22 protein-coding genes are annotated in these 26125 nt (G+C 70.3%); 9 read left to right on the top strand and 13 right to left on the bottom strand.

The features are described 5' to 3' along the window. Positions 1 to 507: 507 nt before the first annotated feature. From ACKI2N_RS20460 to ACKI2N_RS20445, 4 genes are all read right to left on the bottom strand, one after another. Positions 508 to 1671 (bottom strand): CaiB/BaiF CoA transferase family protein, encoded by a 1164-nt coding sequence (locus ACKI2N_RS20460; RefSeq protein ID WP_420997441.1) that lies wholly within the window; start codon positions 1669 to 1671, stop codon positions 508 to 510. A gap of 70 nt (positions 1672 to 1741) precedes the next feature. Further along, the gene (locus ACKI2N_RS20455; RefSeq protein ID WP_426990923.1) at positions 1742 to 2203 is read right to left on the bottom strand and encodes a PaaI family thioesterase; all 462 of its coding nucleotides are present in this window, start codon (positions 2201 to 2203) and stop codon (positions 1742 to 1744) included. Between the two features lie 183 nt (positions 2204 to 2386). Continuing rightward, positions 2387 to 3367: a Bug family tripartite tricarboxylate transporter substrate binding protein gene (locus ACKI2N_RS20450; RefSeq protein WP_420997445.1), complete on the bottom strand. Its 981-nt coding sequence runs from the start codon at positions 3365 to 3367 to the stop codon at positions 2387 to 2389. A 230-nt stretch (positions 3368 to 3597) separates the two neighbouring features. Next, the gene (locus tag ACKI2N_RS20445) at positions 3598 to 5400 is read right to left on the bottom strand and encodes an acyl-CoA dehydrogenase family protein (RefSeq protein WP_420997446.1); all 1803 of its coding nucleotides are present in this window, start codon (positions 5398 to 5400) and stop codon (positions 3598 to 3600) included. A 281-nt stretch (positions 5401 to 5681) separates the two neighbouring features. Between ACKI2N_RS20445 and ACKI2N_RS20440 the strand changes: the two genes are divergently transcribed. Continuing rightward, positions 5682 to 6557: a LysR substrate-binding domain-containing protein gene (locus ACKI2N_RS20440; RefSeq protein ID WP_420997448.1), complete on the top strand. Its 876-nt coding sequence runs from the start codon at positions 5682 to 5684 to the stop codon at positions 6555 to 6557. A 211-nt stretch (positions 6558 to 6768) separates the two neighbouring features. On the opposite strand, the gene ACKI2N_RS20435 is transcribed toward ACKI2N_RS20440, so the two are convergent. Beyond that, positions 6769 to 7068, bottom strand: coding sequence for an antibiotic biosynthesis monooxygenase family protein (locus ACKI2N_RS20435; RefSeq protein ID WP_420997450.1), 300 nt, complete (start codon positions 7066 to 7068; stop codon positions 6769 to 6771). 368 nt (positions 7069 to 7436) lie between these two features. Between ACKI2N_RS20435 and ACKI2N_RS20430 the strand changes: the two genes are divergently transcribed. Genes ACKI2N_RS20430 through ACKI2N_RS20420 form a run of 3 tightly spaced genes read left to right on the top strand, consistent with a single transcriptional unit; the run spans position 7437 to position 9967 of the window. Beyond that, positions 7437 to 7742: a FeoA family protein gene (locus tag ACKI2N_RS20430; protein WP_420997451.1), complete on the top strand. Its 306-nt coding sequence runs from the start codon at positions 7437 to 7439 to the stop codon at positions 7740 to 7742. 21 nt (positions 7743 to 7763) lie between these two features. Continuing rightward, on the top strand, positions 7764 to 9635 hold the full coding sequence (gene feoB / locus ACKI2N_RS20425; RefSeq protein ID WP_420997452.1) for a ferrous iron transport protein B: 1872 nt from the start codon (positions 7764 to 7766) through the stop codon (positions 9633 to 9635). Positions 9636 to 9652: 17 nt separating this feature from the next. Next, positions 9653 to 9967 (top strand): DUF6587 family protein, encoded by a 315-nt coding sequence (locus tag ACKI2N_RS20420; RefSeq protein WP_420997454.1) that lies wholly within the window; start codon positions 9653 to 9655, stop codon positions 9965 to 9967. A gap of 211 nt (positions 9968 to 10178) precedes the next feature. Here the strand turns inward: ACKI2N_RS20420 and ACKI2N_RS20415 are convergent, their stop codons facing one another. Next, a complete protein-coding gene (locus tag ACKI2N_RS20415) occupies positions 10179 to 11561 on the bottom strand; it encodes an Ig-like domain-containing protein (protein ID WP_420997455.1) in 1383 nt (460 codons plus the stop codon). Between the two features lie 645 nt (positions 11562 to 12206). Between ACKI2N_RS20415 and leuA the strand changes: the two genes are divergently transcribed. Next, on the top strand, positions 12207 to 13907 hold the full coding sequence (gene leuA / locus ACKI2N_RS20410; RefSeq protein WP_420997456.1) for a 2-isopropylmalate synthase: 1701 nt from the start codon (positions 12207 to 12209) through the stop codon (positions 13905 to 13907). Between the two features lie 19 nt (positions 13908 to 13926). Here the strand turns inward: leuA and ACKI2N_RS20405 are convergent, their stop codons facing one another. The 3 genes from ACKI2N_RS20405 to ACKI2N_RS20395 form a co-directional block, all read right to left on the bottom strand. Continuing rightward, a complete protein-coding gene (locus ACKI2N_RS20405; RefSeq protein WP_420997457.1) occupies positions 13927 to 16416 on the bottom strand; it encodes an ATP-binding protein in 2490 nt (829 codons plus the stop codon). Between the two features lie 54 nt (positions 16417 to 16470). After that, complete coding sequence (locus ACKI2N_RS20400) at positions 16471 to 16809, bottom strand: hypothetical protein (RefSeq protein ID WP_420997458.1); 339 nt, start codon at positions 16807 to 16809, stop codon at positions 16471 to 16473. Between the two features lie 205 nt (positions 16810 to 17014). Next, positions 17015 to 17755, bottom strand: coding sequence for a response regulator (locus ACKI2N_RS20395; protein ID WP_420997460.1), 741 nt, complete (start codon positions 17753 to 17755; stop codon positions 17015 to 17017). Between the two features lie 319 nt (positions 17756 to 18074). On the opposite strand from ACKI2N_RS20395, the gene ACKI2N_RS20390 reads away from it, so the two are divergent. Beyond that, a complete protein-coding gene (locus tag ACKI2N_RS20390) occupies positions 18075 to 18443 on the top strand; it encodes a hypothetical protein (RefSeq protein ID WP_420997461.1) in 369 nt (122 codons plus the stop codon). Between the two features lie 447 nt (positions 18444 to 18890). On the opposite strand, the gene ACKI2N_RS20385 is transcribed toward ACKI2N_RS20390, so the two are convergent. Next, positions 18891 to 19028: a hypothetical protein gene (locus ACKI2N_RS20385; protein WP_420997462.1), complete on the bottom strand. Its 138-nt coding sequence runs from the start codon at positions 19026 to 19028 to the stop codon at positions 18891 to 18893. 53 nt (positions 19029 to 19081) lie between these two features. Here ACKI2N_RS20385 and ACKI2N_RS20380 point away from each other — a divergent pair, with 53 nt between their 5' ends. Then, entirely contained in the window at positions 19082 to 19732 is a 651-nt protein-coding gene (locus ACKI2N_RS20380; protein ID WP_420997463.1) for an OmpW/AlkL family protein, read from the top strand. A 100-nt stretch (positions 19733 to 19832) separates the two neighbouring features. On the opposite strand, the gene ACKI2N_RS20375 is transcribed toward ACKI2N_RS20380, so the two are convergent. Continuing rightward, positions 19833 to 21329 (bottom strand): AMP nucleosidase, encoded by a 1497-nt coding sequence (locus tag ACKI2N_RS20375; RefSeq protein WP_420997465.1) that lies wholly within the window; start codon positions 21327 to 21329, stop codon positions 19833 to 19835. A 172-nt stretch (positions 21330 to 21501) separates the two neighbouring features. Here ACKI2N_RS20375 and ACKI2N_RS20370 point away from each other — a divergent pair, with 172 nt between their 5' ends. Further along, on the top strand, positions 21502 to 21891 hold the full coding sequence (locus ACKI2N_RS20370) for a GNAT family N-acetyltransferase (protein WP_420997467.1): 390 nt from the start codon (positions 21502 to 21504) through the stop codon (positions 21889 to 21891). 87 nt (positions 21892 to 21978) lie between these two features. Here ACKI2N_RS20370 and ACKI2N_RS20365 read toward each other — a convergent pair whose 3' ends face one another. Together ACKI2N_RS20365 and ACKI2N_RS20360 are read right to left on the bottom strand one after the other, a co-directional pair. Continuing rightward, positions 21979 to 22983: an MBL fold metallo-hydrolase gene (locus tag ACKI2N_RS20365; RefSeq protein WP_420997468.1), complete on the bottom strand. Its 1005-nt coding sequence runs from the start codon at positions 22981 to 22983 to the stop codon at positions 21979 to 21981. Between the two features lie 58 nt (positions 22984 to 23041). Beyond that, complete coding sequence (locus ACKI2N_RS20360) at positions 23042 to 23623, bottom strand: hypothetical protein (RefSeq protein WP_420997469.1); 582 nt, start codon at positions 23621 to 23623, stop codon at positions 23042 to 23044. A 287-nt stretch (positions 23624 to 23910) separates the two neighbouring features. Here ACKI2N_RS20360 and ACKI2N_RS20355 point away from each other — a divergent pair, with 287 nt between their 5' ends. Beyond that, positions 23911 to 26001, top strand: a complete 2091-nt coding sequence (locus ACKI2N_RS20355) for a ParB/Srx family N-terminal domain-containing protein (RefSeq protein ID WP_420997471.1) — start codon at positions 23911 to 23913, stop codon at positions 25999 to 26001. The last annotated feature ends 124 nt before the right edge of the window (positions 26002 to 26125 follow it).

Raw genomic sequence — 26125 nt, 5'->3', positions numbered from 1 at the left:
CTGCCGTTACCGGTTTTGGCGGCCACGACGTAGCACCCTCGTGGTTTCGTGGTGGGCGTGGTGGACCGGGGCGCGGGTGTATGGGGCTACGTTCAAACTGGAGCCACCGCGCCCACCACGAAACCAGGGCCGTGCCTATGACGTGGCATCCGCCCCGGTCGCGGCAGCAGCCTGAACTACCTGGGCCTACGCCATCATGCAGCGCCACCACGAATCCAGCTCCGCTTGCAGAAGCGTGGCCATTAAACCCGGTAACGGCAGGATGCACGCAGAACTACAAACCCCACCACGAAACCATTAACATTAGTAACCCCAATGTTTCTGCCCCTGCCGGCCAGGCAGTCCGCTTTCTTTGCCTACTTTCTTTTCGGAAAAAAGAAAGTAGGTCGCTCCGGGGGAGCGAAAGCCTTTGACTTTGACTTTGACTTTGACTTTGACTTTGAAGTTAATCCGTTGAAGTTAAGCCTTTAAAGCCTTTGACCGTAAATTCCCCCAAAAGAAACCCCCTTATTCCCCATCATTCGCCGCCACCAGCGGCAAAAACCGATCCCCCTCGGCCAGCGGCGCAAACCGATACGTCGCCGGCGTACGGCTAAGCTTCACGGGCGCGCCCAGCCCCTTGTAGCCGCCCGGCATCTCCACCACCATCTCGCGGTGCGCCGTGTGTGGATGCTGCAAGGCATCGGCCACCGACAGCACCGGCGCGCACGGCACGCCGGCTGCCACCAGCGTATCGGCCAGGACCTTGCCGTCCAGCTTGCCCATGCGCGACTCCAGCTCGACCTTCAGCGCGGCCCGGTTGACCGAGCGCGCGCCCGCGGTGGCGAAGCGTTCGTCGTCGGCATATTCGGCAATGCCGAGGTGCTCGCACAGGATGCGGAACTGGCGGTCGTTGCCCACCGCCAGGAAGATCGGGTCGGTGGCGGTGGCCACCGTGTCGTACGGATAGATGTTCGGGTGGGCGTTGCCGGTGCGCGCCGGTTCCTTGCCGTTCATGAACCAGTTGGCGGCATGCGGGTGCAGCAGCGACAAACCCGAGTCGTACAGCGCGGCCTCGACGAACTGGCCGCGGCCGCTGCGCTCGCGCTCCTGCAGCGCCAGCAGCACGCCGAGCGCGGCGTTCAGTCCCGTGACCATGTCCACCACCGGCAAACCCACGCGCAGCGGATCGCCGCCGGCTTCGCCGTTGATGCTCATGATGCCGGCCATGGCCTGGATCGCGGCGTCGTAGCCGGGCAGCCCGCCGAGCGGGCCGTCGGCGCCGAAGCCGGACACGCGGCAGTGCACCAGGCGCGGGAAGCGCGCGCACAGCGCGTCGTAGCCCAGGCCCCATTTCTCCAGCGTGCCGGTCTTGAAGTTCTCCACCAGCACGTCGGCCTCGGCCAGCAGCGCGAGCAGGACTTCGCGGTCGGCTTCGGTGGTCAGGTCCAGCCGCATCACGCGCTTGTTGCGATTGAGGCCGAAGTAGTACGAGGCCACGCCGTCCTTGAACGGGGGCCCCCAGGTACGGGTGTCGTCGCCCTGCGGCGGCTCGATCTTGAGCACGTCGGCGCCGTGGTCGCCGAGGATCTGGCCGCAGAACGGGCCGCCGAGGATGCGCGAGAGATCGACCACGCGGATGCCGGCGAGCGCGCCGGGCGAGGCAGGGGGTTGGCTCTGGATTTGGCTCATCAGGGGGCTCCGTTCATGGCGGGAATGGCTGGGGATATGGGCCTCGCCGGCGGGGCGGCGCGGCATCCGGTTATTTGGCGGGCGCGCGCTCCACCAGCTTGAAGGTGCCGGTGGCCAGCGCCAGCAGCTCGCCCTTGTCGTCGCGGATCTCGCCGCGCACGAAACACATGGCGCGGCCGCGCCGCTCGCACCAGGCGATGCCGGTCAGCTCGCCGCGCCCGGGCGCGGTGAAGTGCACGGTCAGGTCGACGGTGGCCACGCCGTAGTTGCGCGGATCGTGGCCGCGCGCGGCGCACGACAGCGCGCAGTCGAGCAGCGTGGCGATGGCGCCGCCGTGGACTTCGCCGCGGCTGTTGGTGTGGTCCGGGTGGTAAGGCATGCTCACGCGCGCTTCGCGCGCGTCGATCTGCACGCCGCGCAGGCCGAACACGCGCGCCATCGGCATGGTCAGGCCGAACAGCGTGCCGGGGGGCTCGCCGGCGAATTCGTTGGCGGGCGCGTTGGCGGGCGTGGCGGTGTCGAGAGCGTTCATGGCGTTACGGATGCGAAAAGGAAGGGAAAGCGGGCCGCGCCGCGCAAATGCGGCGCGTGGCGGAGGTCGATACTACCGCCGATTGGCCCTTCCCTGACCGGCCGACACGGGTTGCCGCCGTAATGCTGCGCGATGATCGGCCATCGGCGGCATGGCGGCGGCAGGCGAAAAGTGCCGCGCGCCTCAGTCGAGCTGCGCGCCCGATTTCTGCACCACGCCGCGCCACTTGGCGACTTCCGCCTTGACGAAGCCGCCCAGTTGCTCGGGCGTGGTCGACGGCGGGAACTCCAGGCCCTGGGCCTGCAGCGTCTTGCGCACCTCGGGCTGCCTGAGCGCGTCGGCGAAGGCCTGGTTCAGCCTGGCGATGACCGCCGGCGGCGTGCCGGCCGGCGCCACCACGCCGAAGAACACCGACACGTCGAAGCCGGGCACGCCCTGCTCGGCCACGGTGGGCACGTCGGGCAGCGCCTGCGAGCGGCCCTTGGTGGTCACGCCCAGCACGCGCACCTTGCCGCCCTTGATGAAGGGCAGCGCGGTCAGCACGTCGGTGAAGGTCATGCTGACCTGGCCGCCGAGCAGGTCGTTGAGCGCGGGGCCGGTGCCCTTGTAGGGGATATGGCGGAAGTCGGTGCCGGCCAGGTTGTTGAACAGCACGCCGGCCAGGTGCGAGGACGCGCCGTTGCCGGACGACGCATAGGTGAGCTGGCCCGGGTGCGCCTTGCCGTAGGCGACCAGCTCGCCCACGGTCTTGGCCGGCACCGTGGGGCTGACCACCAGCACGTTGGGCAGCTGCCCGATCTGGATCACCGGCGCGAAGCTCTTGACCGGGTCGTAGTTGATCTTGCGATAGAGGCTGACGTTGATGGCCAGCGGGGCCGAGGTGCCGAACATCAGCGTGTAGCCGTCCGGCTCGGCGCGCGCCACCGCCTCGGCGCCGATGTTGCCGCCGGCGCCGGCGCGGTTTTCCACCACCACGGTCTGGCCGAGGCTGGTCTTGAGCGCCGCGGCCAGCGTGCGCGCCATCACGTCGGTGGGGCCGCCGGGCGGGTAGGTCACGATCATCATGATCGGCTTGGTGGGATAGTCTTTCTGCGCCAGCGCGGGGGCGATGCCCACGCAGAGGGTGCACGCGGCGACGGCGGCAAGGCGTTGCCAGAGGGTCATGATGGTCTCCTGATGTCAGTCGTCTTCCGCCCGGCGAGGTGGGCCGGGGCGGAGTGCGCGGGCGCCGGTGGGCGCGGCCGCGGGGGCTTGTCGGTAGTGCGGTGCTGCGGTGCTGCGTTCCGTGGTGCTGTGGGGGCATGGGGCGCGGCTTGCGCCGGCCCTCTCCCCCGGCCTCTCCCGCAAGCGGGAGGGGAGCAAACAACGGGTGATCTCCTTTCCCTGCGGCGCGTTCAGAACAGGTTGACCTGGTCCACCGCGCCGGCGGCGCGCACGGCGCCGTCGGCCGGCGGCGCCACGGTGTCGGCCAGCCAGCCGGGCTCGGCCTCGCCGGCCAGCGGGTCCTGCGGCAGCACGCGGTGCACCAGCACCAGCTGGGCCAGGCGCATGCGGCGCTCGGAGCCGATGCGGCCGGCTTCCCAGGCCATCGCGACGGCGCTGGTCACGTGGTACAGGGCGGACGCCGCCTGGCGCGCCAGCACGTCGCCATCGGCGCCGGCTTCGGCGGCGCGCGCGGCCAGCGCCGCCGCCCTAGCGAGCGCGCCGCCGAAGGCGGCACGCGCGGCCGGATGCAGCGGCGTGTCGCGCAGCAGGCCTTCCAGGTGGGCCTGCAGCACCGGCAGCGCGCCCTCGCGGCGGATCGCGCGCAGCACGTCCAGCGCGACGATATTGCTGGTGCCTTCCCAGATCGAGCCGAGGTGGGCGTCGCGCACCAGGCGCGGGTCGCTCCATTCCTCGATGTAGCCGCAGCCACCGCGGATCTCCATGGCGTCGCCGGTGACCTTGCGCGCGTCGCGGCAGGCGCGGAACTTGATCAGCGGCGTGAGCACGCGCATCAGCGCGTAGGCGCCTTCCTCGCCGGCGTCGGCGCGGCGCAGCGCCTCGGCGGTCTGGAACACCATGGTGCGGGCCTGCTCGGTGGGCAGCGCGAGCTTGAGCAGCTGGCGGCGCATCAGCGGCATGTCGACCAGGCGCTTGCCGAACGCGCGGCGCTCGCGCGCGATGAACTGGCCTTCGGATAGCGCGCGGCGCATCAGGCCGGCGGCGCGCACGCCGTTGGACAGGCGCGAGTTGTTGATCATGTCGGCCATCTGCACGAAGCCGCGGCCGAGTTCGCCGACCAGCCATGCCTGCGCGCCTTCGAGGCGGATCTCGCCGCTGGCCATCGAGCGCGTGCCGAGCTTGTCCTTGAGGCGGATGATGCGGTACTGGTTGGCGCTGCCGTCGGCCAGCGTGCGCGGCAGCAGGAACAGCGACACGCCCTTGATGCCGGGCGCGGCCTGGCCGTGCTCGTCTTCCACGCGCGCCAGCACCATGGCCAGCGCGGCGTCCGGGTTGGAGCAGAACCACTTGTCGCCCGACAGGCGCCAGCCGCCTTCGGCCCGCGCGTCCCGCACGGCGCGCGTGGTGGTGGCGGCCACGTCGGAGCCGGCGCCCTGCTCGGTCATGAACATGGCGCCCTGGTACAGGTCTTCGAAGACCTGGGTGGTCAGGTTGGGCAGGTAGCGCTCGACCAGCGCCGGGTCGCCGAACTTGCGCAGCGTGCGGGTGAGCGAGTCGGTCATCGACAGCGGGCAGCACAGGCCGAACTCGGCCTGCACGAACAGGTAGGTCAGCGCGTACTTGGCCGCCGCCGGCATCGGCTTGTCCCAGCCGAGCACGCCGGCGCGGTGCGAGGCGGCCGCGAGGCCGAATTCGGAGAACGCCACGCGCTCCAGCTCCACATAGGCCGGATGCTTGTCGATGGTCTGCGCGTCCAGGCCCGTGCGGGTGCGGTGCGACAGCGTGGGCTTGTTGTGGTCGGCGGTATGCGCCAGCTGGTCCAGCACGCCGCCGGCCAGCGCGCCCATGCGGTCTAGGTGCGGCAGCAGGTGGGCGAACAGGTCGGGCGGCAGGTACAGCGGCAGCAGCGCGCGCAGGTCCGGGTCGCTGGTGAACAGGTTCGCGCCCTGCTGGTCGGGCACCGGATGGGCCGGGGTGGCCGGGGTGGCAACGGAAGCGGAAGCGGCGGGCTGGCGCGCAGCGCTGGTCTGCATGAGGTATCTCCTGTGTGTGCCGGCACGCGCCGGCGGCGCCGGGCCGCGCGGGCAGCAAGGCTGCGCGTGGGCCGGTGGTGTTGCGGTAGCTGGTGTCGGTTGTCTCTGTTGCTTGTATTTGTGCTTTTCGCGGCCCTTTTTGGCTTCCTGCCTTCCAGGACAGGGCCCTGCGGCAATCCGCCACGCTGGCGCGGGCCGGATGCTTTGTCTCCATTATTCAAAGCCCGGCGATTCGTGTCTAATTCTAAAATTGGCTTGGTCCATATATTTTTTATATCGCCATGGAATTTCGTCACCTGCGCTACTTCCTCGTCCTGGCCGAAGAGCTGCATTTCGGCCGGGCCGCCCGCCGCCTGTCGATCTCGCAGCCGCCGCTGTCGCTCAATATCCAGCAGCTGGAAGCGTCGGTCGGCGCCCGGCTATTCGAGCGCGACAGCCGCGGCGTGCGCCTGACGGCGGCCGGGCGGGCCTTCCGCGAGGCGGCCGGGGCGTTGCTGGCGCAGGCCGAGGACGCCCGCCAGCAGGCCCGCGAGATCGAGGCCGGGGCCATCGGCCGGCTGCGCATCGGCTTCGTCGGCTCGATGCTGTACCGCGGCCTGCCGCAGCGCCTGCGGGAGTTCCAGGCCGGCTATCCCGGCATCCAGGTGACGCTGACCGAACTCAACTCGCAGGAACAGATCGACGCGCTGCTGCACGACCGGCTCGACGCCGGCTTCATCCACACCAGGCGCGTGCCCGACGAGCTGGCCACGGCGCTGGTGCACAGCGAGCCGTTCCTGTGCTGCGTGCCGGCCGACCACCCGCTGGCGGGCCAGTCGAGCGTGGCGCTGGGCGCGCTGCGCGGCGAGCCGTTCGTGCTGTTTTCCCGCAAGGTCTCGCCGGACTACTACAACCGCATCTTCGAGATGTGCGCGGCGCAGGGCTTCTACCCACAGATCCGCCACGAGGTGCGGCACTGGCTGTCGGTGGTGTCGCTGGTCTCGCAAGGCACCGGCGTGGCGGTGGTGCCGGCGGCGCTGCAGCGCTCGGCGATGGCGGGCGCGGTGTTCCTGCCGCTGGCCGAGGCCACGGTGCCATCGGAGGTGTATTGCGCCTGGAAGGGCGCGGTGGAGGATCCGGCCCGGGAGCGCTTCCTGGAAATGGTCAGGGCGGGGTGAGCGCCGGCCCGGCGCCATGGGACCGGGACCGGGACCCGGAAAGAAAAATGCCGCCTGCTTTACCGGCAGGCAGCATTGTCAAGTACGCGTGGAACGGGGTGTTCAGCGTGCGGCCAGCTTACCGCGCGGGTCAGCCCCGACCAATAACGCAAATGCGTTATTCCCCTCCCCCCATCTGGGAGGGGGAGCTTTCCGGCGCGGCCGGCGGGGCTCAGAAGCCTTCGACGGCGATGCTGACGTGGCCCACGTCGGGCGCCGAGGCGAAGTGTTCGCCGACCAGCTTGCGCCACTCCGTGAAGTCGTCGGATTCGCGGAAATCCACCATGTGGTTCTCGACCGTTTCCCACTTCACTTCGAGCGTGAAGCGCGACGGGTTCTCGATCGAGCGGAGCAGGCGCATGCCGTGGCAGCCGCGGGCGCGCCGGAACAGCGGCGCGGCCTTGGCCACGGCGGCTTCGAAGGCCGACTCCGAGCCGGTCTTGATCTGGAACTGCGCGATTTCGAGGATCATGTCTTGTGACTCCGTATTTGCTTGTCTTGCGGATGGGAAAGCCGGCCCGGCAGGCGCCGGGCGCGGCGGCCATGCCCTTGCTGCGGCATGCGTCGACTCGCATTCTATGCCGGGGCACGCTATGCTGTTGCGCCTTCGCCGCCGGGTTGGCTGCAGGACCTGCCGGAAGCCTTACCGATCCGCCTTGCCCGATCGCGCGGTCAGCCCGATGACAGTGCGGCGAAAGCAGGGCGCAAGCAGGGCTAAAACGCGGCGAAAACCAAACGTCCCAGGGCAAATCGGCTACAATGGGAACGATTTTCATTTACCACCCTGGCGTGAGTTTGCCGACCGCGTGCCGTGCCTCGCGCCAACGGACTGGAAGCCTCATGCGGTTGTCTGAACTTCCGCGGCGCACCGCCGCTGTCATCGTCTCGGTCGATGACACCTCCACCAACGATCCCGTCGCACGCCGCCTGCGCGAGCTCGGCTTCGTGCCCGGCGAGGCCGTGCAGGTCATCGCGCTGGGTCCGTTCGGCATGGATCCCCTGGTCGCGCAGGTCGGCTTTACCCGCTTTGCCCTGCGCCGCTCGGAAGCGGCACGCATCACCGTGGAAGCCGTGAGCGCTTCCGTGTCCAGCATCACGCCGGCCGCGCAGCCCGACGCGCCCGCCGCCAAACGCACCGCCGCCTGAAGCGCGGCACCTGCCTAGACTATGTCCGCCGCATCCCCGACCTCCGCCGCCCAGCGTCCCGCCTTGCGCGTGGCGCTGGTGGGCAATCCCAATTGCGGCAAGACCGCGCTGTTCAACCGCCTGACCGGCAGCCGCCAGAAGGTGGCCAACTATGCCGGCGTCACCGTCGAGCGCAAGGAAGGCCATTTCGTCTCGCCGGCCGGGCGCCAGGTGCGCGTGCTGGACCTGCCGGGCGCCTATAGCCTGCACGCGGCCAGCCTCGACGAGGCCATCACGCGCGATGTCTGCCTGGGCCAGCGCCCCGGCGAGCCGCGCCCGGACCTGCTGGTGTCGGTGGTGGATGCCACCAACCTGCGCCTGCACCTGCGCTTCGTGCTGGAGCTGCGCCGCCTCGGCCTGCCGATGGTGCTGGTGCTCAACATGAGCGACGCCGCCGCACGGCGCGGCATCCATATCGACCGCGACAAGCTCGCCGCCGCGCTCGGCATGCCGGTGGTGGAGACCGTGGCCGTCAAGCGCGACGGCGCGGCCAGCCTGCTGGCAGCGCTCGACGCCGCCCTGCCCGACGCGCCGCCGCCCGCGGCCGAGCCGCCCTCGGACCTGGACGTGCACCAGGAGGTCAAGCGCCTGCTGGAAGCCGCCGTCACCATGCCGGCGCGCACCGCGGCGATCGACGACCGGCTCGACCGCATCGTGCTGCATCCGGTGTTCGGCCTGGCGATCCTGGCCGTGCTGCTGTTCCTGATGTTCCAGGCGGTGTTCTCGTGGGCCGCGCCGGTGATGGACGGCATCGAGGCCGGCGTGCACTGGTTCGGCGAGCTGGTCGGCAGCCACCTGCCCGAAGGCATGCTGCGCAGCCTGCTGGTGGACGGCCTGATCGCCGGCCTGGGCAGCGTGATCGTGTTCCTGCCGCAGATCCTGATCCTGTTCCTGTTCATCCTCACGCTTGAGGAATCGGGCTACCTGCCGCGCGCGGCCTTCCTGCTGGACCGCCTGATGATGGGCGCGGGCCTGTCCGGGCGCTCCTTCATCCCGCTGCTGTCGAGCTTTGCCTGCGCGATTCCCGGCATCATGGCCACGCGCACCATCCAGGACCCGCGCGACCGCATCACCACCATCCTGGTGGCGCCGCTGATGACGTGCTCGGCGCGCCTGCCGGTATATGCGCTGCTGATCGGCGCCTTCATCCCGGCGCGCACGGTGATGGGCGTGTTCAACCTGCAGGGGCTGGTGCTGTTCGCGCTGTACGTGGCGGGCATCGTCAGCGCGCTGGTGGTGGCCTACGTGCTGAAGTACTTCCGCCGCGACCGCACCGACCACCCGCTGCTGATGGAGCTGCCGTCGTACCGCATCCCCAACCCGCGCGACATCGCCATCGGGCTGTGGGAGCGCGCGCGCATCTTCCTGTCGCGCGTGGGCAAGGTGATCCTGACGCTGACGGTGCTGCTGTGGTTCCTGGCCACCTTCCCGTCGCCGCCGGCCGGCGCCACCGCGCCGGCCATCGACTACAGCTTCGCCGGCATCATCGGGCGCGGGCTGGAGCACGTGTTCGCGCCGGTGGGCTTCAACTGGCAGATCTGCATCGCGCTGGTGCCGGGCCTGGCCGCGCGCGAGGTCGCCGTGGGCGCGCTGGCCACCGTCTATGCGCTGTCGGGCAGCGACGACGCCGTGGCCAGCCAGCTCGCGCCGATGATCGCCTCGCAGTGGTCGCTGGCCACCGCGCTGGCGCTGCTGGCGTGGTATGTGTTCGCGCCGCAGTGCATCTCGACGATGGCGGTGATCCGGCGCGAGACCAATTCCTGGAAGGTGATGGCCGCCTCCACGCTCTACCTGTTCGGCCTGGGCTACCTGGCCGCCTTCGCCACCTATCGCATCGCCCTGATGTTCAGCTGACCCGAGGTGCCGCTGCCATGAGCCTCTATCACGCCTTCGAAACCCTGCTGGTGCCGCTGATCGTGCTGGTCTGCGCGGTCTCCGTGCTGTCGCGCTACGCGCCGCGCACGCGCGAGCGTTTCAAGGCCTGGCTGGCGGCGCGCCTGGGCGGCGCGGCGGCCACCGGCTGGCGCCTGCGCGCGGTGGCATGGCTGGCGCCGCAGGCCGTGGCGGGCTGCGCCAGCGGCTGCGACAGCGGCGGCTGCAATACCTGCGGCTCGAGCACTGCCGAGGGCCAGCCGGCCGAGCCCGCGCGCGGCGAGCAGGTCATCCGCTTCGTCGCCAAGCGCTGAGGCGCGGCGCGAAACATCTCGCCGGAAGACGCATCCGGCTCCCGCGCGGCCCACGCAGAATTGGGTACGCTTTCGCTTTGCGCCGGTTTACCTGCGGTCCCGGCGCCGCTGCGTTTCGGCTCCCCGTATCCCCTGTCCCTTTTTCAATGACGACGGCGCACGGCAGGCATACCCGCCGTGCGCCGCGGCATTTCCGGGCCGCCGGGGCCCGTCAGCTCACCGTGCCCGGAATCGTGACCGTCACCGGCTCCAGTTCGGGACCGGCCGTACAGGTCGCCGTCACCGAGAAACTGCCCGTCGCCAGCGGCGTCACCAGGACCTGGGCGGCATTGACGCCGGGCGCCAGCGCCACGTTGGCGCTGCCGGTCCAGTTCCAGCCCGAGCAATCCGAGAAGATGTCGTCGGCGCCGTACAGCTTGAGCGTGGCGGTGGCCGGGATCGGCAGCGGCAGGCCCAGCAGCAGGCGCAGCGGCTGCGGCCCGTTGTAGACCAGCGCCCACTTGGGCTGCTCGGTCACGGCCAGGCTCGCCCTGGGCGTGGCGGCGATCTTGCTGCTGGTCGCGGTGACCTGCAGCACGCTCTGCACGGTGGGCGCGCCGGGCGGCAGGCCGGTGCTGACCGTGGCCTGCCGCGTGGCCGCGTCCGCCGCCACGGACAGCGTGGGCGAGGCGGCGGCGTAGGTCCAGGCGCCGTCGAAATCGGCAGTGGCGTCCTGCGCGTCGCTGCGGATCACGCGGGCGCTGAAGGTCTGCGGATAGCCGTTGAGCACCGACAGCGCATTGACGGGCGCGCCGCCCTGCGACAGCTCCAGCCGGTAGGTATAACCGGCGTTCTTCTGCACCGTGACCAGCATCTGGCCGCTGGCCGCGATGCCGTTGGGCGCGGTGACCGAGACCGTGACCGTGCCGAGCGCGGCGGCGGTGGCCGAGCTGTTGCTGCCGGTCAGCGTGGCGCTGTTCTGCGCGGCGCTGACCTGCACGTTGGCGATGGAGCTGGCCCAGGCCCAGTCGTGCACGGCGGCGCTGACGTCGGTGCCGTTGGCGTCGAGCAGCGTGGCCTTGACCGGCAGCGCCTGGCCGTCGGCCAGCGAGAGCACCGGGTTGGACAGCGCCAGGCTGTAGCTGGCCGCGGTGGGCAGCACCGTGATGGTGGCGGCCTGCGCGGGCAGCGTGAGCGTGCTGCTGTCGGACGTCTTGATGGTGGCCAGCACCTGGATGGTGGCGGTGCCCGCGGCCACGCCGGTGACGGTGGCCGTGCCGTTGGCGGCGGCCACGGGCGCCACGGTGGCCAGCGCGGCGCTGGAGGAGGCCCAGGCAAAGGTGCTGGTGCCGGTCAGGTCGTTGCCCTTGCTGTCCACCACCGATGCGCTCATCGAGATGCTGCGCCCGATGGCGACCTGCCCCGAGGTCATGGAGAGCGTGACCGAGTACTGTACCGGCGTGAGGTCCGCCGCGGTGCCGGTGGTGGACGGCGCGGTCCCGGCACTGCCACCGCCGCCGCCGCCCCCGCCGCCGCACGCGGCGAGCATCAGGGCCATCCATGCGCACGCCAGCCACGCCGGCCATTTGCGGGCGTATTTCCCGGTGTTCTTCATGATGCCTGCCTCCGTTGGTGTCTTGTCCGCGCACGCGCGATCGACGCCGTCCGCTAGCGAAACACTTCGATTCCTCTCAAGGCTAGTCACGATGCGCGCGCGGCTGTACCAGCCATAGGGTTGAGGGTGCGAGGCCTGCGTGCGACATCGCACGCGCGCACGCGCATGGCGGACGTGCGTGGCGGGGATGTGGTTGACGCTGGCGAGGCTTGTGCACTATCCTTGCCCGATGCTGCGGGTCGCATGATGTATGCACGATGTATGCACGATTTGCATCGCATGACTTCAAGTGACCGTCATGGCGATATCCGCGCAACACAGACCACCCAGCCGAATGCACCAGACCAGCAGCCACCGCCGCCATGCCGCCGATGCGATCCGCATCGGCGCCGCCGCGCGCGCGGCCGGCCTGGCCGCCGCACGTCTGTCCTCCTCGCTACTGCTAGCACTACCGATCGGTTGCCGGGCCTAGGGCCTCGTGGCAGTTCGGCAGCCTTGCGCCACCCTTTTCCCGTCTGAACTCCGCCTGAGTTCCGCACGCGCAGTGCGCTGATTCCCCGCGAATCACGCCCGCGCGGCACAGGCGCATTCCCGTCTTGCCCCCGGCATCTTCCCGCGCGGAAGGGCCACCGAGGAGAAACCGTCATGATGTTGCGCAACCCCGCCACCAAATACCGCCCCGCCGCCGCCGTCGACCTCGACGACCGCACCTGGCCCAGCCGCCGCATCGAGCGCGCCCCGCTGTGGATGAGCACCGACCTGCGCGATGGCAACCAGGCCCTGATCGAGCCGATGAACCCGCAGCGCAAGCTGCGCTTTTTCGAGCAACTGGTGAAGATCGGCCTGAAGCAGATCGAGGTGGCGTTCCCCTCGGCGTCGCAGACCGATTTCGATTTCGTGCGCATGCTGATCGAGGAAAACCGCATTCCCGACGACGTGACCATCGTGGTGCTGACGCAGGCGCGCGAGGACCTGATCCGCCGCACCGTGGATTCGGTGCGCGGCGCCGCGCGCGCGGCCATCCATCTCTACAACCCGATCGCGCCGGCGTTCCGCCGCATCGTGTTCGGCGCCAGCCGCGCGGAGGTCAAGGAGATCGCGCTGGAAGGCACGCGCCTGATCAAGGCGCTTACCGACGCCATGCCCGAGACCGCCTGGACCTACGAGTACTCGCCGGAAACCTTCAGCATGACCGAGCTCGATTTCTCGCTCGAGGTCTGCGACGCGGTTTCCGCCATCTGGCAGCCCGGCCCGGCGCGCCCGCTGATCCTGAACCTGCCGACCACGGTGGAATGCAGCACGCCCAACATCTTCGCCGACCAGGTGGAATGGATGCACCGCCACCTGGCCCGGCGCGCCGACATCGTGCTGTCGGTCCATCCGCACAACGACCGCGGCACCGCCGTGGCCGCCGCCGAGCTTGCCGTGATGGCGGGCGCGGACCGCGTGGAGGGCTGCCTGTTCGGCAACGGCGAGCGCACCGGCAACGTGGACCTCGTCACGCTGGCGCTCAACCTCTACACGCAGGGCGTGGACCCGCGACTCGATTTTTCCGACATCGACGAAGTGCGCCAGTGCGTGGAGCATTGCAACCAGCTCCCCGTGCATCCGCGCCACCCGTACGTGGGCGACCTCGTCTTCACCGCGTTCTCGGGCTCGCACCAGGACGCCATCCGCAAGGGCTTCGCGCAGCAGCAGGCCGACGCGGTCTGGGAAGTGCCGTACCTGCCGATCGACCCGGCCGACCTGGGCCGCAGCTACGACGCGGTGATCCGCGTCAACAGCCAGTCCGGCAAGGGCGGCATGGCCTACCTGCTGGAGCAGGTACACGGCATCTACATGCCGCGCCGCCTGCAGATCGAGTTCAGCCGCGCGGTGCAGGCGATGACCGACGAGAGCGGGCTCGAGGCCAGCGCCGACGATCTCTACGGCCTGTTCCGCCGCGAATATCTCGACAGCGAGACGCCGCTGCGCTACGTGGGCCACCAGATGGTGTCCGGCAGCGACGGGCAGGTGGAGATCGAGGTCACGCTGCAGCGCGATGGCGGCGCCGTCGGCGTGCGTGGCCGCGGCAACGGGCCGATCGATGCGTTCGTGGGTGCGTGCGCCGGCGCGCTCGGCATGCCGGTGCGGGTGATGGACTATCACGAGCACGCGCTGTCGTCCGGCGCCAATGCCGCCGCGGCCAGCTACGTGGAGATCCGCGTGGGCGATTCGGCCACCGGCTTCGGCGCCGGCGTCGACGCCAATATCGTCACGGCCTCGCTCAAGGCGGTGGTGTCCGGCATCAACCGCCACCTGCGCGCCGCGCGGCACGCGGCGCGCGAGCACGAGATGGCGGCGTGACGGCCGCCCCGCGGTAGCGTCAGGACGCGTCCCGCGGGCTTGCGGCCGGGCTCGCGGGCGCCGCCTGCGCGAGCACGGCCGCGAGGTCGCTCTTGCGCAGCGGCTTTCTCAGCAGCGCCCGGATGCCGGCCGCGCGCGCCTCGCTCTCGAGCGCGGCGTTGCCGTATCCGCTGCACAGCAGGACGGGCAGCGCCGGCCGCAGGCCCCTGATCCTGAGGGCCAGCTCGATCCCCGTGAGCCCTGGCATGGTCTGGTCCGTGAGCACCACGTCGAAGCGCTCCGGATCGGCCTCGAAGGCTTCCCACGCGGCCAGGCTGGAATGAAAGCCGACCGGCTCGTAGCCCAGCTCGGCCAGCACTTCTTCGCCCAGCGCGACGAGCGCCTGCTCGTCGTCGACCAGCAAGACGGTCTGCCCGTCTCCGCACGGCGCGTCGGCGCCGGCCCCTTGGTCCGGCGCCGGCAGCGCATCGGCGACCGGCAGGTAGACGTCGAACCGCGTTCCCTTGCCGACCACGCTGTGCACGTCCACGCCGCCGCCGTACTCGCGCACGATGCCGTCCACGAGCGAGAGGCCGAGGCCCGTGCCCTCGCCGGTGCCGCGCGTGGTGAAGAAGGGATTGAAGATGCGCTCGAGGATCTCCGGCGCAATGCCGGTGCCGCTGTCCGCCACGCTGAGGCAGGCGACCTCGCCCGCCTCCACCGTGCCGTGCGACAGCGCCACGGGCCTGTCGAAGCGCTCCGCGCCGAGAGACACGCGCAGCGTGCCGCCGTCCGGCATCGCGTGCACCGCGTTGCTGCACAGGTTCATCAGGATCTGGTGCACATGGGTGGCATCGCCCGAGACGACCAGGTCCGGCGCGTGGATGCGGACGTCGAGCGCGATCCGCGCGGGCAGGCTCGCCTTGAACAGCTCGATCGTCTCCGTCACCACCGGCAGCAGCGGCACGGGCACGCGCAGCGTCATCCCGCTGCGGCTGAAGGTGAGGATGCGGTTGACCAGGGATCTAGCCCGCTCTCCGGCCCGCATGATCTGCTCGACGTGGCGGCGCTGCGCGGCGCCGATGCCGGGCGAGCCGAGCGCCTGTTCGCCATAGCCGAGGATGGCGGCAAGGATATTGTTGAAGTCGTGCGCGATGCCGCCGGCGAACGTGCCCAGCGCTTCGAGCTTCTGCGCCTGCCGCAGCTGTCCTTCCAGGCGGCGGCGGTTCTCCTCGGCTTCGCGCCGCTGCGTCACGTCTTCGACCGTCGCCACGATCAGGTCCAGCGACGGCTGCGGGGCGCTGGCCGACGCCTCCGGCGAAGCGGGAACGCGGGCGATGCTGAGGTCGGCCCACACCACGGTGCCATTGCGATGCAGGTAGCGTTTCTGGAAGCGCACGCTGCCGGCGTCCTCGCGAAACAGCGCCTCGACGCGGCGCCGGGTGTCGGCGGCATCGTCGGGATGGGTCACGTCCTCGGCCCGCAGTCCCGCCAGCTCCGCCGGCGTATAGCCGATCATGCGCTGGAAGGCGGGATTGCTGGCGAGATAGGGACCGTGCAGCCGCTGCACCGTGATTCCCAGCGGCGCGTTCTCGAACACGGCGCGCCAGCGCTGCTCGCTGGCGCGAAGCTGTTCGTTGACGGTCTGCAGGCGCCGCACCTGGCGCGACAGCGCATAGGCGAGCAGGCCGATGAACAGGGAAATCAGGCCCGTGCGGACCAGGGCGATGACCGAGGTCTCGCGCCAGACCGCGAGCACCACGGACTCGTCGCGCGATACCTCGATCGCCAGGGCAAAGCCGGGCACCGGATGGGCCGCCACGCGCACCGGCGTGGGCGCCGGCCGTCCCGACCGGTCGGCGAACACCACCAGCGGGGCACCCGCCTTGCTCAGCAGCCGGATGCCGGTGCCGGGCCCGAGATCGATCTCTTCGTAGAAATGCCGGAAATACTCGATCTGGATCGAGGCGAGGGCGACGCCCCTGAAGCGGCCGTATTCGTCCTGCAGGCGGCCCGCGACGACGAAGGTCGGCCTGCCGTCGGCCATGCCGCGGATCGGCTCGCCGACCACCACCGTGCCGGGGGCGGCGCGCTGCAGGTCCTGGAAATACTGGCGTCCCGACAGGCTGACGTCGCCCGTGGCGGGCTGCAGCGACGTCGCCACGCGGCGGCCGGCCGCGTCGGCGATCGTCAGCGAGCGAACCTGCGGCACGCCGTCGATCTGCTGGCGCAGGAACGCGGTCGCTTCCTCCGGGGCCATGCCCGTGTGCCGCGGATCGAGATACCACACGGAGGTGCGGCGCAGGATGAATTCGACGCCTTGCAGCGTGCGCGCGGCCTGCTCGGCAAGCGCGCTGGCCAGCGAGGACAGCTCCCGGTCGTTGTCGGCGAGCACGGACCGCCGCGCGCGCCACACATCCCAGCCCGAGGCGACCCACAGCAACACGACGATCACACAGCCGCCGATCGCGATGGCCCAATGCCAGTATGGCCACGCGATCATGCGCTTGGACCGCTCGGATTCGATCATGATGGAATTTCCTCGGGGCGGCTCATGGGCTTATGGGCTTATGGGCTCACGGGCTCACGGGCCCGCGGTGGCCAGGAGCATCTCGTTTACCACGCCGGTCAGCCCGGCGCAGCTGAACGGCTTGGCCATGACGCGCTCGACGCCGAGCTGGCGCGCCGTCTCGGCCGCGGTGCCCGGGCCGAACTGGAAGTACGCGGAGACCGCGACGATGCGCGCGCGCGGAAAGAGCGCGTGCACGCCGCGCAAGGTGAATTGCGCGACGCTCAGCGGCGAAGCCAGGTCGATGATGATCACTTTCGGCGCGAGTCCGGCAAACACCGGCATGCGGTTCGGCGCCGCCGCCAGCACCCGCCAGCCGGCGTCGCTCACCAGTTGCGAAATGAGTTCCAGCATACTCGGATCGCTATCCATCACAAGCACATCTGTTGCCGTATTCATGGGGGTCTTTGCTAGCAGGCGGGTGGTGCGGCGACCGCTGCGGCGCCGCTGTTCTCCCCCATGAGACCGGATGCGCGTTGCCGCGCCGTTTCGGCGGCTTGCCGGCTGCGTTACAAGTGAAACGCAGCGTGGCGCGCAGGCCCGCGGCGGCGGCGGCGGCCTATGGCGCCAGGCCCCACAGCTTTTCGACCGGGACGGAGAATATGTAGCCCGCGCCGCGCTCGGTCCGGATGTACTTCGGATGCGCCGGGTCGTCCTCGATCTTGCGGCGCAGCCGCAGGATCTGCACGTCGATGGAGCGGTCGTAGACGTCGTCGTACAGGCGGCTCGCCTCGAGCAGCTGCTCGCGGGTCAGGATCCGCTCGGGCGAGGCGAGAAAAGCGGCAAGCAGGCAGAACTCGCCGTTGGTCAGCTCCACGCGCTTGCCCGCGGGCGAAGTCAGCCGGCGCGAACCGACATTGAGCTCCCAGCCCGAGAACCGGTAAGCGCGCGCGCCGGCCGGCCTGCCGGCCGGCGCCTGCGCCGCGGCGGTCCGGCGCAGCACGGTGCGGATGCGGGCCAGCAGCTCGCGGCAGCTGAAGGGCTTGGTCAGGTAGTCGTCGGCGCCGAGCTCGAGGGCCATCACGCGATCCACTTCGTCGAGCCGGCCCGAGACGATGATGATGGGCATCGCGGTCTGGTCGCGCAGCCGCCGCGCGATCTGCATGCCGTCCTCGCCCGGCATGCGCAGGTCGAGGATGACGAGGTCGATCGCGTACTCCTCCAGCGCGGCGGCCAGCTCCTGGCCGTTGGCCGCGACCGTCACCCGCAGGTCGTTCTCGCCGAGGTACTCCGCCATCAGATTGCGCACGGCAGGATCGTCATCCACCGCCAGGACGTGTGGGAGATTCGCTTCACTCATGCCGACTGCCTCCATCCGGGGACCGGTGCATTGCCGGGCTACTTTATCAAAACGGGCGCGCGGCGGGGATGAAATCGTCCGGCCCGCGCGGACTCCGCGCGCGGCGCGGCGCGGCGCCGGGAGCACCTCGTGCGTTTCATCTGAAATCTGGCGCGGGCCGCCGGAAACCTGCGGGTAATCCCCCGTGAGTTAAATGGGTCATGCCTTGTCGGGCCAGCCGCTCTCCGCGCGAACGGGGCGGCGGCGGGAGCACCGCGGCATTCACGTCCCTTCGAACCACGCTACACGTCTCTACGCGTGCAACCAGATGGAGATTGAAATGATTCCAACCGTCACCCGTAACCTTCTCGCCACACTGGTCGTGTCGGCCGCCTCGCTCGGCGCCGGCATGGCCCACGCCGCCCCCGCCACTGCGCGTGCCACTGCAGGCGCCGGCTACGTCGACCGCCCGGCCACCGCCGGCCGCTTCCTGACCGCCTCGCTGGCGGCGTCCGAGCGCCGCGCCGACCCCTATACCGACGGCGCCCGCAACGGCCCGCGCGACCCGTACACCGACGGCGCGCGCATCGGGCCGCGCGACCCCTACACGGACGGCGCGCGTGGCAGCGGCGTGGTCAGCCGGTTCGTCGAGACCGGCATGGACCGCTCCGGCGTTTCGGCCGACCCTGGCCAGAACCAGGACGCCTGAAAGCCGGCGCAGCCCGGCGCCGGCCCGATGGCCTTGCGAATGCGGCGGACCTCCCGCTTCGTTCGGGTTTCAATCGGTGTCAATCGGTTTCATTCGGGACGGATGGAGACGAACATGCGCTGGCCCATATGCCCAGCGACAGGTTGTTCCGGATGGACACGGCTTTGCCGTGATGCGGCGGCGCGCCGGCACGCCCCGCGGATGATGCGAGCGCGGGATCTCCCGCTCGCCGCCGGGGCCGCCCGAAGGCCGCAAGCCCTGATTCGGGCAAAACTCGCCAGCCCGGCAAAAACACACGTGGAAAAAGAAAAACCGGTGTGCCCCGCCCCCACGGGGCACACCCGGAAAGACGCCTTTGCGGGGCGCCCACGACATGCTCGTTGCTGTGACTGTGTGCACAGCGTAAGGCCGGCCGCCGCGCGCGGCCACGAATATTTGCGCATGTCCTTAGAAGTCCGGCCCGGTGATCGACATGCGCAACGATGGCGCGTCGGCCGCCTCGCGGACCACTGTCGCGGCGCCGCGACGCAGTCGCGCGCGCCCGCCGCCGATGCCGCTGTTCTTGCTTTCGGTCAAGGTCCGCATGGGAACCCTCCGCCACACTGTGCGTGAAGTCTTCCATTACCGAGCCAACCATCATGAAGAATCGCCTGCCTGTCCCCACCCGTCTTGCCACCACCGCTGTCGCCGTCCTGGCCATGTTCGGCGCGCTCGCCGCCACGCCGGCGGCCGCCGCCGACGAAACCCAGGGCAACTGGATGGTGCGCCTGCGCGCCACCTATCTCGACATGGCCGACAAGTCGGACCCGATCGGCGGTGTCGGCCCTTCTGACCTGATCACGGTGAACAACAAGTGGATCCCGGAACTCGACGTCACCTACTTCTTCACGCCGCACATCGCCACCGAACTGGTGCTGACGGTGCCGCAGAAGCAGGACGTCTACCTGGGCGGCAGCAAGATCGGCACGTTCTCGCACCTGCCGCCGAGCCTGCTGGTGCAGTACCACTTCCTGCCCGAAGGCACGTTCCGCCCGTACGTGGGCGCCGGCGTCAACGTCACGCGCATCTGGGGCGCCAACCTCGCCGGCAACACGCTCTCGCTTGACCGCTGGAGCGTCGGGCCGATCCTGCAGATCGGCATGGACTACAAGCTGACCAAGAACTGGTTCCTCAACGCCGACATCAAGAAGACCTGGATCTCGACGGACGTGAAGGCCGCCGGCGTGAAGCTCTCGAACGCGAGCCTCGATCCGTGGCTGTTCAGCATGGGCGTGGGTTACCGCTTCTGAGGCAGTCGCCAGTCCGCGCGGCACGCGCGGACGGTGGCAATGACAGTGACGGCGGCGCGCGGAACTCCGGTCCCGCGCGCCGCCTGCGCTTTGCGCCGGATTACCGGAACGCCGGCTCGTCGAAGCTGCGCAGCTTGCGCGAGTGCAGCTGCTCGGCGCCGGCCTCGCGCAGGATGCGGATCGCTTCCAGCCCGATGGTCATGTGCTGGCTCACGCGCTGACGGTAGAACGCGTTGGCCATGCCGCGCAGCTTCAGCTCGCCGTGCAGCGGCTTGTCGGACACGCACAGCAGGGTGCCGTAGGGCACGCGCAGGCGGAAGCCGTTGGCGGCCACGGTGGCGCTTTCCATGTCGATGGCGATCGCGCGCGACTGGTTGAAGCGCGCGTACAGCGACTTGGACTTGAGTTCCCAGTTGCGGTCGTCGGTGGAGACCACGGTGCCGGTGCGCATGCGCGTCTTCATCTCGTTGCCGGACAGGCCGGTGACGCGCGCCACCGCTTCCTGCAGCGCGACCTGGATCTCGGCGATGGGCGGCACCGGCACCCATGGCGGCAGGTCGTGGTCGAGCACGTGGTCGTCGCGCACGTAGGCGTGCGCCAGCACGTAGTCGCCCAGCTGCTGCGAGCGGCGCAGGCCGCCGCAGTGGCCCACCATCAGCCAGCAATGCGGGCGCAGCACGGCGAGATGGTCGGTCATGGTCTTGGCATTGGACGGGCCCACGCCGATGTTGACCAGCGTCACGCCGAGGCGGTCCTCGCGCACCAGGTGGTAGGCGGGCATCTGCGGCAGCGCGCGCGGGCGCTGGGCGTCGTCGGGCTCGGCCGCGCCGCGCGCCTGCACCACGTCGCCGGGCTCGACGAAGCGCACGTAGCCTTCGGCGCCCTCGTCGTCCGCGGCCGCCATCAGCGAGCGGCCCAGCGCGATGAACTCGTCGACGTAGCGCTGGTAGTTGGTAAACAGCACGAAGCGCTGGAAATGCTGGGGCGCGGTGCCGGTGTAGTGGTACAGCCGCTGCAGCGCCAGGTCCACGCGCTCGCCGGTAAACAGCGACAGCGGCCAGGCCTCGCCGGGCACGGGCTCGAAGGTGCCGTTGGCGATGGCGTCGTCGATGCGGCTCAGCTCGGGCAGCACGAAGGACGCTTCGAGCTCGCGCGCCTGCGTGTAGCTGATGTCGGTGGTGGAAGCCTCGATGACGAACGGCAGCGGGATCGGCCGCCGGCTCACGCCGACCACCACCGGCACGCGGTGATAGCGCAGCAGGCGCTCGATCTGGTCGCGGTAGTAATCGGCCAGCAGGTCGGGGCGCGTGACCGTGGTGCCGTACACGCCGGGGTAGGCCACCGTGCCCCACGAGGGCCGGCTGTCGGTCACCATGGTCTCGAGGTTGACCGAGATGCCGAGGTAGGGATAACAGGCATGCGCCGCGGACGGCAGCGGCTGCCCGTGCGCGAACGCATCGAAGCGCGCGCGTATCGCGCTGACCGAGGCCTCGTAGATTTCGAGGATGCGGGCGAGCGCCGCGTCGGCGTCGCTGAACTCGGCCAGCTGATCGGCCGGGTGGGCGGAAGAGAAGATCGAGGCATTCATGGCAAACATGATACCCCGGCGCAAGACGGACGCAACATGGCGGGTCCGCAAATTGACGGGCCTGCGCGCGCTCGCTACACTGCCAGCAGTCTTTGGCGGCCCCCGCGCCGCCCTCGCCTCGAGACGCCCCCCGACAGAAGGGCTGCGCCGAGTTGCCGTATGTGCTTGCATGGGAGCCCCGATGGAAATCCGCAATCTGCTGCCCGACGAAATCGAGGCGGCCAGACAATTGCTTGCGGCCAACGGCTGGGCACACCGGGTTGCCAACACCGAACGCTTCGCCCGCCTGATCGCCAATTCGCAGCGGGTGGCGGTGGCGGTCGACAACGGTGAGATCGTCGGCTTCGCGCGCGCGCTGTGCGACGACATCTCCAACGGCTACCTGTCGATGGTGGCGGTGGCGCCAAGCCACCGGCGCCGCGGCATCGGCCGCGCGCTGGTGCGCCACATCGTCGGCAACGATCCCGACATCACCTGGGTGCTGCGCGCCGGCCGCTCTTCCGAGGCGGCCTTCTTCGGCCAGCTCGGCTTCGTGCCGTCGCTGGTGGCGATGGAGCGGCGGCGCCTCTGAGCCGCGGCGCCATGTCTTCCACGGCGGGCGGCGCGCCGGAGCCCGGCTTCAGGCACTAGCGGCGGAGCATCGCGCCGCCGCCGCGCATCACCGGTCGCCGCGCACCGGCCCGTACTCCACCGGCACCCAGGCGTAACCATGGCCCTCGGCCCGCACGTGGCCGATGCCCGGGAACGGCAGATGCGCGCCGGCCACCCACAGCTTGCCGCGCGCGGCCTGCGCGAAGATCGCCTTGCGCGCTCTCACGGCCTGGCGGCTGTCCACGTCGAACTCCATCGCCACCTCCGGCCGGCGGAACTGCACCGCATGGCTGTGCACGATATCGCCCCACACCAGCATGCTCTGCTCGCCTGACTTGAACAGGTAGCCGCTGTGGCCCGGCGTGTGGCCATGCGCCGGCACCGCGCTGACGCCGGGCACCAGCGCATCGCCGGCGCCGTAGGTGCGCAGGCGGCCGGCGGCCTGGTAAGGCGCGACGGCGGCCCGCGCCATGGCGAAGGTCGCCTGCGCATCCTGCGGCGCGCGCGCGGCGGTGGCTTCGTCCAGCCAGTACGCCGCGTCGGCCTTGTCGACGTACACCGTGGCGTTGGCGAACACCGGCTTGCCATCGGCCATCAGGCCGCAGGCGTGGTCGGGATGCAGGTGAGTGAGCAGCACGGTATCGACCTGGCCGGGCTCGTAGCCCGCGGCGCGCAGGTTCTCCACCACGCGGCCCAGCGTGGGGCCGAAGCAGGCCGCCGTGCCCGTGTCGACCAGCACCAGGTTGCCGCCGGTGTGGACCAGGTAGGCATTGACCGCGGTCTGCATGCCGGGCGTGGTCGCCACGAACATGCGCGCCAGCAGGCGCTGTACCTCGCCCGGGCTGCTGTACCGGTAGATCCTGGTATCGAGGTCGACATAGCCGTCGTACAGCGCGGTCACCTCGAACTGGCCCAGCATCATGCGGTAATAGCCGGGCACCTGCGTCTTCTGCTGGGCCGGCGGCGCGGACGCCGCCGGCGTCTGGGCCAGCGCGGGCGCGCAGGCCAGGGCCAGCGCTGCGGTCAGGGAAGCCGCCGTCCGGCGGCGGCGCAGGGAAGAAAGCAGGGTCATTCAGCGCTCCAGAGAATTGGGGGCGGCAACGATCGCTGCATTATCCCCGCAAAGTGCGCTACGCGGCAGACCGCAGGTACGCCAGCACCGGCTCCAGTCCGGCCAGCGCGGGCGCGGCGGCACTGGCCTGCGCCGCCGTGCACCACGGATAGGGCAGCCGCGCCAGCCAGCCGTCGATCACCGGCAGGGCGGCATCGGCGGGCAGGACTTCCATCGCCTCGATCACGATCTCCAGCGCCTGCACGCGGCGCTCGCCGGCCGCGCCGCCAAAGGTCCAGGCATAGCTGCCGCAGCCTGCGCGCACGCCGCCGCTGGCCTTGTCGGTCATGCCGACCAGCCAGTCGCAGCGGTAGGCGTCGGCGTCCGCCGCGGGCGGCGCCCCGGCCAGGCAGAGGGTGTAGACGTTGTCATAGGTCTGGCCGAAGCGCCGCACCAGCACCTCGGTGATCGCGGCCAGGCCCTCGCTGCGCGCGGGGAAGGCGATGGCCTCGGACTTGACCGTCATCTCCAGCACCGCGCCGGGGGCGAAGGCGTGCGCCATCCGGTGCGGACGGTTTTCGTCCTTGGCCCGTATGTAGGTGCCGATCAGCGACTGCGCATCGAGGGATGGCGGGAATGCCGGAGCGGGAGAGGATTGCATGCTGTGCCTGATGTGGGTGACTTGCGGATCTGCGCGCATGGTAGCCCCTGGCGGCGGCCCGCGGCGGCGCGCCCCTGCCGGCAGCAAGGTTGCCCCGGGCACGCCGCCGGCCGCCTTCCCGCCACGCTTCGTCCTGCCCTCGCCCCGCCGCCCGGCGCCTGGATGTCTGCGCCCCGATGCTTTTCGTCACGATCACGTCATCAAGCGGACATAGATTGATGCCCTGCCGCCTGCGGCGCCAACAGCACATGGCGGGCAAGAACAACGACACGGGTGAGAGGGAACACATGATCAAGCGAAAACACTGGGCGCTGGCCGCCTGCACGCTGGCAACGATTGCGCTGACCGCCTGCGGCGGCGACGGCGACCAGGCGCAGGCAGCGCCCGGCGGCGGCAATGGCGGCAACGGGGGCAATGGCGGCGGCACGCCGACGCAGCCGGCAGCGCTGACGCCGCTGTCCGGCGGCGCGCTCTACGTGGGCGCGGTGAGCTTCGGCGACACCGTCTCGGTCGAGCTCGACAAGCCGGCCACCGGCCAGCTCACGCTGCGCTTCCTGGATTCGAGCTACGGCCTCGCGGGCGCGCTGACCGGCAGCTACACGCTCGGCGGCGGCACCTACACCGTCACCCGGCTGACCGCCGCGGGCACCGACGTGCCGGCCGGCCTGGCCAGCGCCGCCGGCGCCATCCGCTTCTCCTTCGTGCTCGATGCGGGCGTGCTGTCGGGCTCGCTGGCCCAGGTGCCCAACCTCGTCGCCGGCGGCGGCGCGCTGCTGCAAGGCTACGTCAGCGCCGCCAACAAGGGCGCGCAGCTCAGCGAGATCGCCGGCGTCTACAGCTACCTGCGCCAGGCCGGCGCCGTTTCCGCGGCCGGCCAGGTCAAGATCAATGCCGACGGCACCGTGCGCGCCTGCGCCGGCGCGGGCTACGCCGACACCTGCGCCGGCGGCGAGAGCGGCAGCCTCGCCGTGGACGCCGACCAGCAGCGCTTCCCCGGCGCCTTCTCGCTCACGCTCGGCGGCGCCAAGGTCGGCCGCGTGTTCGTGGCGCGCCAGGACGGCCAGGCCACGCTGTTCGTCGACGAAGCCGCCACCAACGCGGACAAGAGCGCGCGCAACGGCAGCTGGGTGCTCAAGAGCGCGCAGACGGTCGCCGCCGGCGCCGGCGACGGCGACTGGACCTGCGCCGAGCCCGAGCTCGACGACAGCAACGCGCCGACCGGCCGCACCCGCCACAACATCGTCTCGCTCGCCGGCACCCGGCTGGCCGCGGACAACATCCCCACCGACGTCGCGCTGAGCTACAACGTGGCCGCCAGCGGCACCGCGGCCGCCGGCCTGATCTCCGGCACCTGGCAGGACACCGCCGGCACCCAGCCGCGCGCCGCCGCGCTGGCGCTGCTGCCGGTCAGCGCCAGGCTCGCCTACCAGCTGCGCGACGTGCCCGGCACCACGCGCCGCCTGCAAGGCGTGTGCACGCCGATGGCCGCGGAAACCACCACCACCACGTACCTGAGCGCCAAGGCCGGCGACCTCGTGCAGGTGACCCTGGCCGACCTGCGCCCGACCCAGCCGGCGATCGGCTACGACCAGATCTACTACAAGCTCGGCCGCTACGCCGCCGATCCGGCCAAGAAGTTCGACGACGCCTGCGAGACCAACGGCCAGAACAAGGCCAAGACCACCAGCGGCGCCTCGCGCCTGGACGATCTCACCTCCTTCACCTGCACCAAGGAGGTCGGCAACAAGCCGGCCGACATGAAGACCATGGTGATCGGGCCGTCCGGCAAGCCGTACCTGACCGACGGACACCACACCTTCACCAGTATCTGGGAAACCCCCGACGGCGGCCCGCAGGCCAAGATGTGGATCCGCGTGCAGGACAACCTGTCCACCCAGGACCGCGCCACCTTCTTCCGCACGCTGCGCGAGCGCAAGCTGGTCTGGCTCAAGGACACCGCCAACCGCCCGACCACGCCGGCCGAACTGCCGCCTTCGCTGGGCCTGAAGAACGGCCTGGACAACGACCGCTACCGCTCGCTGGTCTACTTCACGCGCGACATCGGCTACGCGCAGCCGGCCGACGCCACCGAGTTCACGGAGTTCTACTGGGGCGACTGGCTGCGCCAGAAGGTCAACCTGGACAGCTACCAGCTCAACGACACCGCCAGCTACCTGAGCGCCGTGCGCGCGGCCGCCGGCGCGATGGTCGCGCTGCAGCCCACCGACCTCGTCAGCAACGGCAAGACCGCCGCGGCGCTGGGCGGGCTGACCGTGTTCAACGAGACCGAGTTCACCGCGCTGTCGCAGCCGGTGACCGCCGCCAAGCCGGGCAAGCTGCCGTACGCGGTGGCCTACCGGGCGACGCTGCAGCCGTAAGCAAGTCCATCCTGGCCGGCGCCGGCGATTCGAGGCCGGCGATTCGGGACCGGCCAGGGCGGAACACCGGGGCGCCAAAAAAAACTGTCCCGCCTCCCTTGCCGGGAGGCGGGACCACAGTGCA

This window comes from Cupriavidus sp. 30B13, assembly GCF_049059565.2.
In the GTDB taxonomy this organism is placed as follows: Bacteria; Pseudomonadota; Gammaproteobacteria; order Burkholderiales; family Burkholderiaceae; genus Cupriavidus.
Note: the sequence above shows the minus strand (reverse complement) of the source record. Positions and strands in the feature narration are given on the sequence as shown.

What these genes read in the sequence shown, in the direction of transcription:
- ACKI2N_RS20460 (WP_420997441.1), bottom strand. Translation starts at nt 1,671, where the DNA reads ATGAGCCAAATCCAGAGCCAACCCCCTGCCTCGCCCGGCGCGCTCGCC.
- ACKI2N_RS20455 (WP_426990923.1), bottom strand. Translation starts at nt 2,203, where the DNA reads ATGAACGCTCTCGACACCGCCACGCCCGCCAACGCGCCCGCCAACGAA.
- ACKI2N_RS20450 (WP_420997445.1), bottom strand. Translation starts at nt 3,367, where the DNA reads ATGACCCTCTGGCAACGCCTTGCCGCCGTCGCCGCGTGCACCCTCTGC.
- ACKI2N_RS20445 (WP_420997446.1), bottom strand. Translation starts at nt 5,400, where the DNA reads ATGCAGACCAGCGCTGCGCGCCAGCCCGCCGCTTCCGCTTCCGTTGCC.
- ACKI2N_RS20440 (WP_420997448.1), top strand. Translation starts at nt 5,682, where the DNA reads ATGGAATTTCGTCACCTGCGCTACTTCCTCGTCCTGGCCGAAGAGCTG.
- ACKI2N_RS20435 (WP_420997450.1), bottom strand. Translation starts at nt 7,068, where the DNA reads ATGATCCTCGAAATCGCGCAGTTCCAGATCAAGACCGGCTCGGAGTCG.
- ACKI2N_RS20430 (WP_420997451.1), top strand. Translation starts at nt 7,437, where the DNA reads ATGCGGTTGTCTGAACTTCCGCGGCGCACCGCCGCTGTCATCGTCTCG.
- feoB (WP_420997452.1), top strand. Translation starts at nt 7,764, where the DNA reads ATGTCCGCCGCATCCCCGACCTCCGCCGCCCAGCGTCCCGCCTTGCGC.
- ACKI2N_RS20420 (WP_420997454.1), top strand. Translation starts at nt 9,653, where the DNA reads ATGAGCCTCTATCACGCCTTCGAAACCCTGCTGGTGCCGCTGATCGTG.
- ACKI2N_RS20415 (WP_420997455.1), bottom strand. Translation starts at nt 11,561, where the DNA reads ATGAAGAACACCGGGAAATACGCCCGCAAATGGCCGGCGTGGCTGGCG.
- leuA (WP_420997456.1), top strand. Translation starts at nt 12,207, where the DNA reads ATGATGTTGCGCAACCCCGCCACCAAATACCGCCCCGCCGCCGCCGTC.
- ACKI2N_RS20405 (WP_420997457.1), bottom strand. Translation starts at nt 16,416, where the DNA reads ATGATCGAATCCGAGCGGTCCAAGCGCATGATCGCGTGGCCATACTGG.
- ACKI2N_RS20400 (WP_420997458.1), bottom strand. Translation starts at nt 16,809, where the DNA reads ATGCTGGAACTCATTTCGCAACTGGTGAGCGACGCCGGCTGGCGGGTG.
- ACKI2N_RS20395 (WP_420997460.1), bottom strand. Translation starts at nt 17,755, where the DNA reads ATGAGTGAAGCGAATCTCCCACACGTCCTGGCGGTGGATGACGATCCT.
- ACKI2N_RS20390 (WP_420997461.1), top strand. Translation starts at nt 18,075, where the DNA reads ATGATTCCAACCGTCACCCGTAACCTTCTCGCCACACTGGTCGTGTCG.
- ACKI2N_RS20385 (WP_420997462.1), bottom strand. Translation starts at nt 19,028, where the DNA reads ATGCGGACCTTGACCGAAAGCAAGAACAGCGGCATCGGCGGCGGGCGC.
- ACKI2N_RS20380 (WP_420997463.1), top strand. Translation starts at nt 19,082, where the DNA reads ATGAAGAATCGCCTGCCTGTCCCCACCCGTCTTGCCACCACCGCTGTC.
- ACKI2N_RS20375 (WP_420997465.1), bottom strand. Translation starts at nt 21,329, where the DNA reads ATGTTTGCCATGAATGCCTCGATCTTCTCTTCCGCCCACCCGGCCGAT.
- ACKI2N_RS20370 (WP_420997467.1), top strand. Translation starts at nt 21,502, where the DNA reads ATGGAAATCCGCAATCTGCTGCCCGACGAAATCGAGGCGGCCAGACAA.
- ACKI2N_RS20365 (WP_420997468.1), bottom strand. Translation starts at nt 22,983, where the DNA reads ATGACCCTGCTTTCTTCCCTGCGCCGCCGCCGGACGGCGGCTTCCCTG.
- ACKI2N_RS20360 (WP_420997469.1), bottom strand. Translation starts at nt 23,623, where the DNA reads ATGCAATCCTCTCCCGCTCCGGCATTCCCGCCATCCCTCGATGCGCAG.
- ACKI2N_RS20355 (WP_420997471.1), top strand. Translation starts at nt 23,911, where the DNA reads ATGATCAAGCGAAAACACTGGGCGCTGGCCGCCTGCACGCTGGCAACG.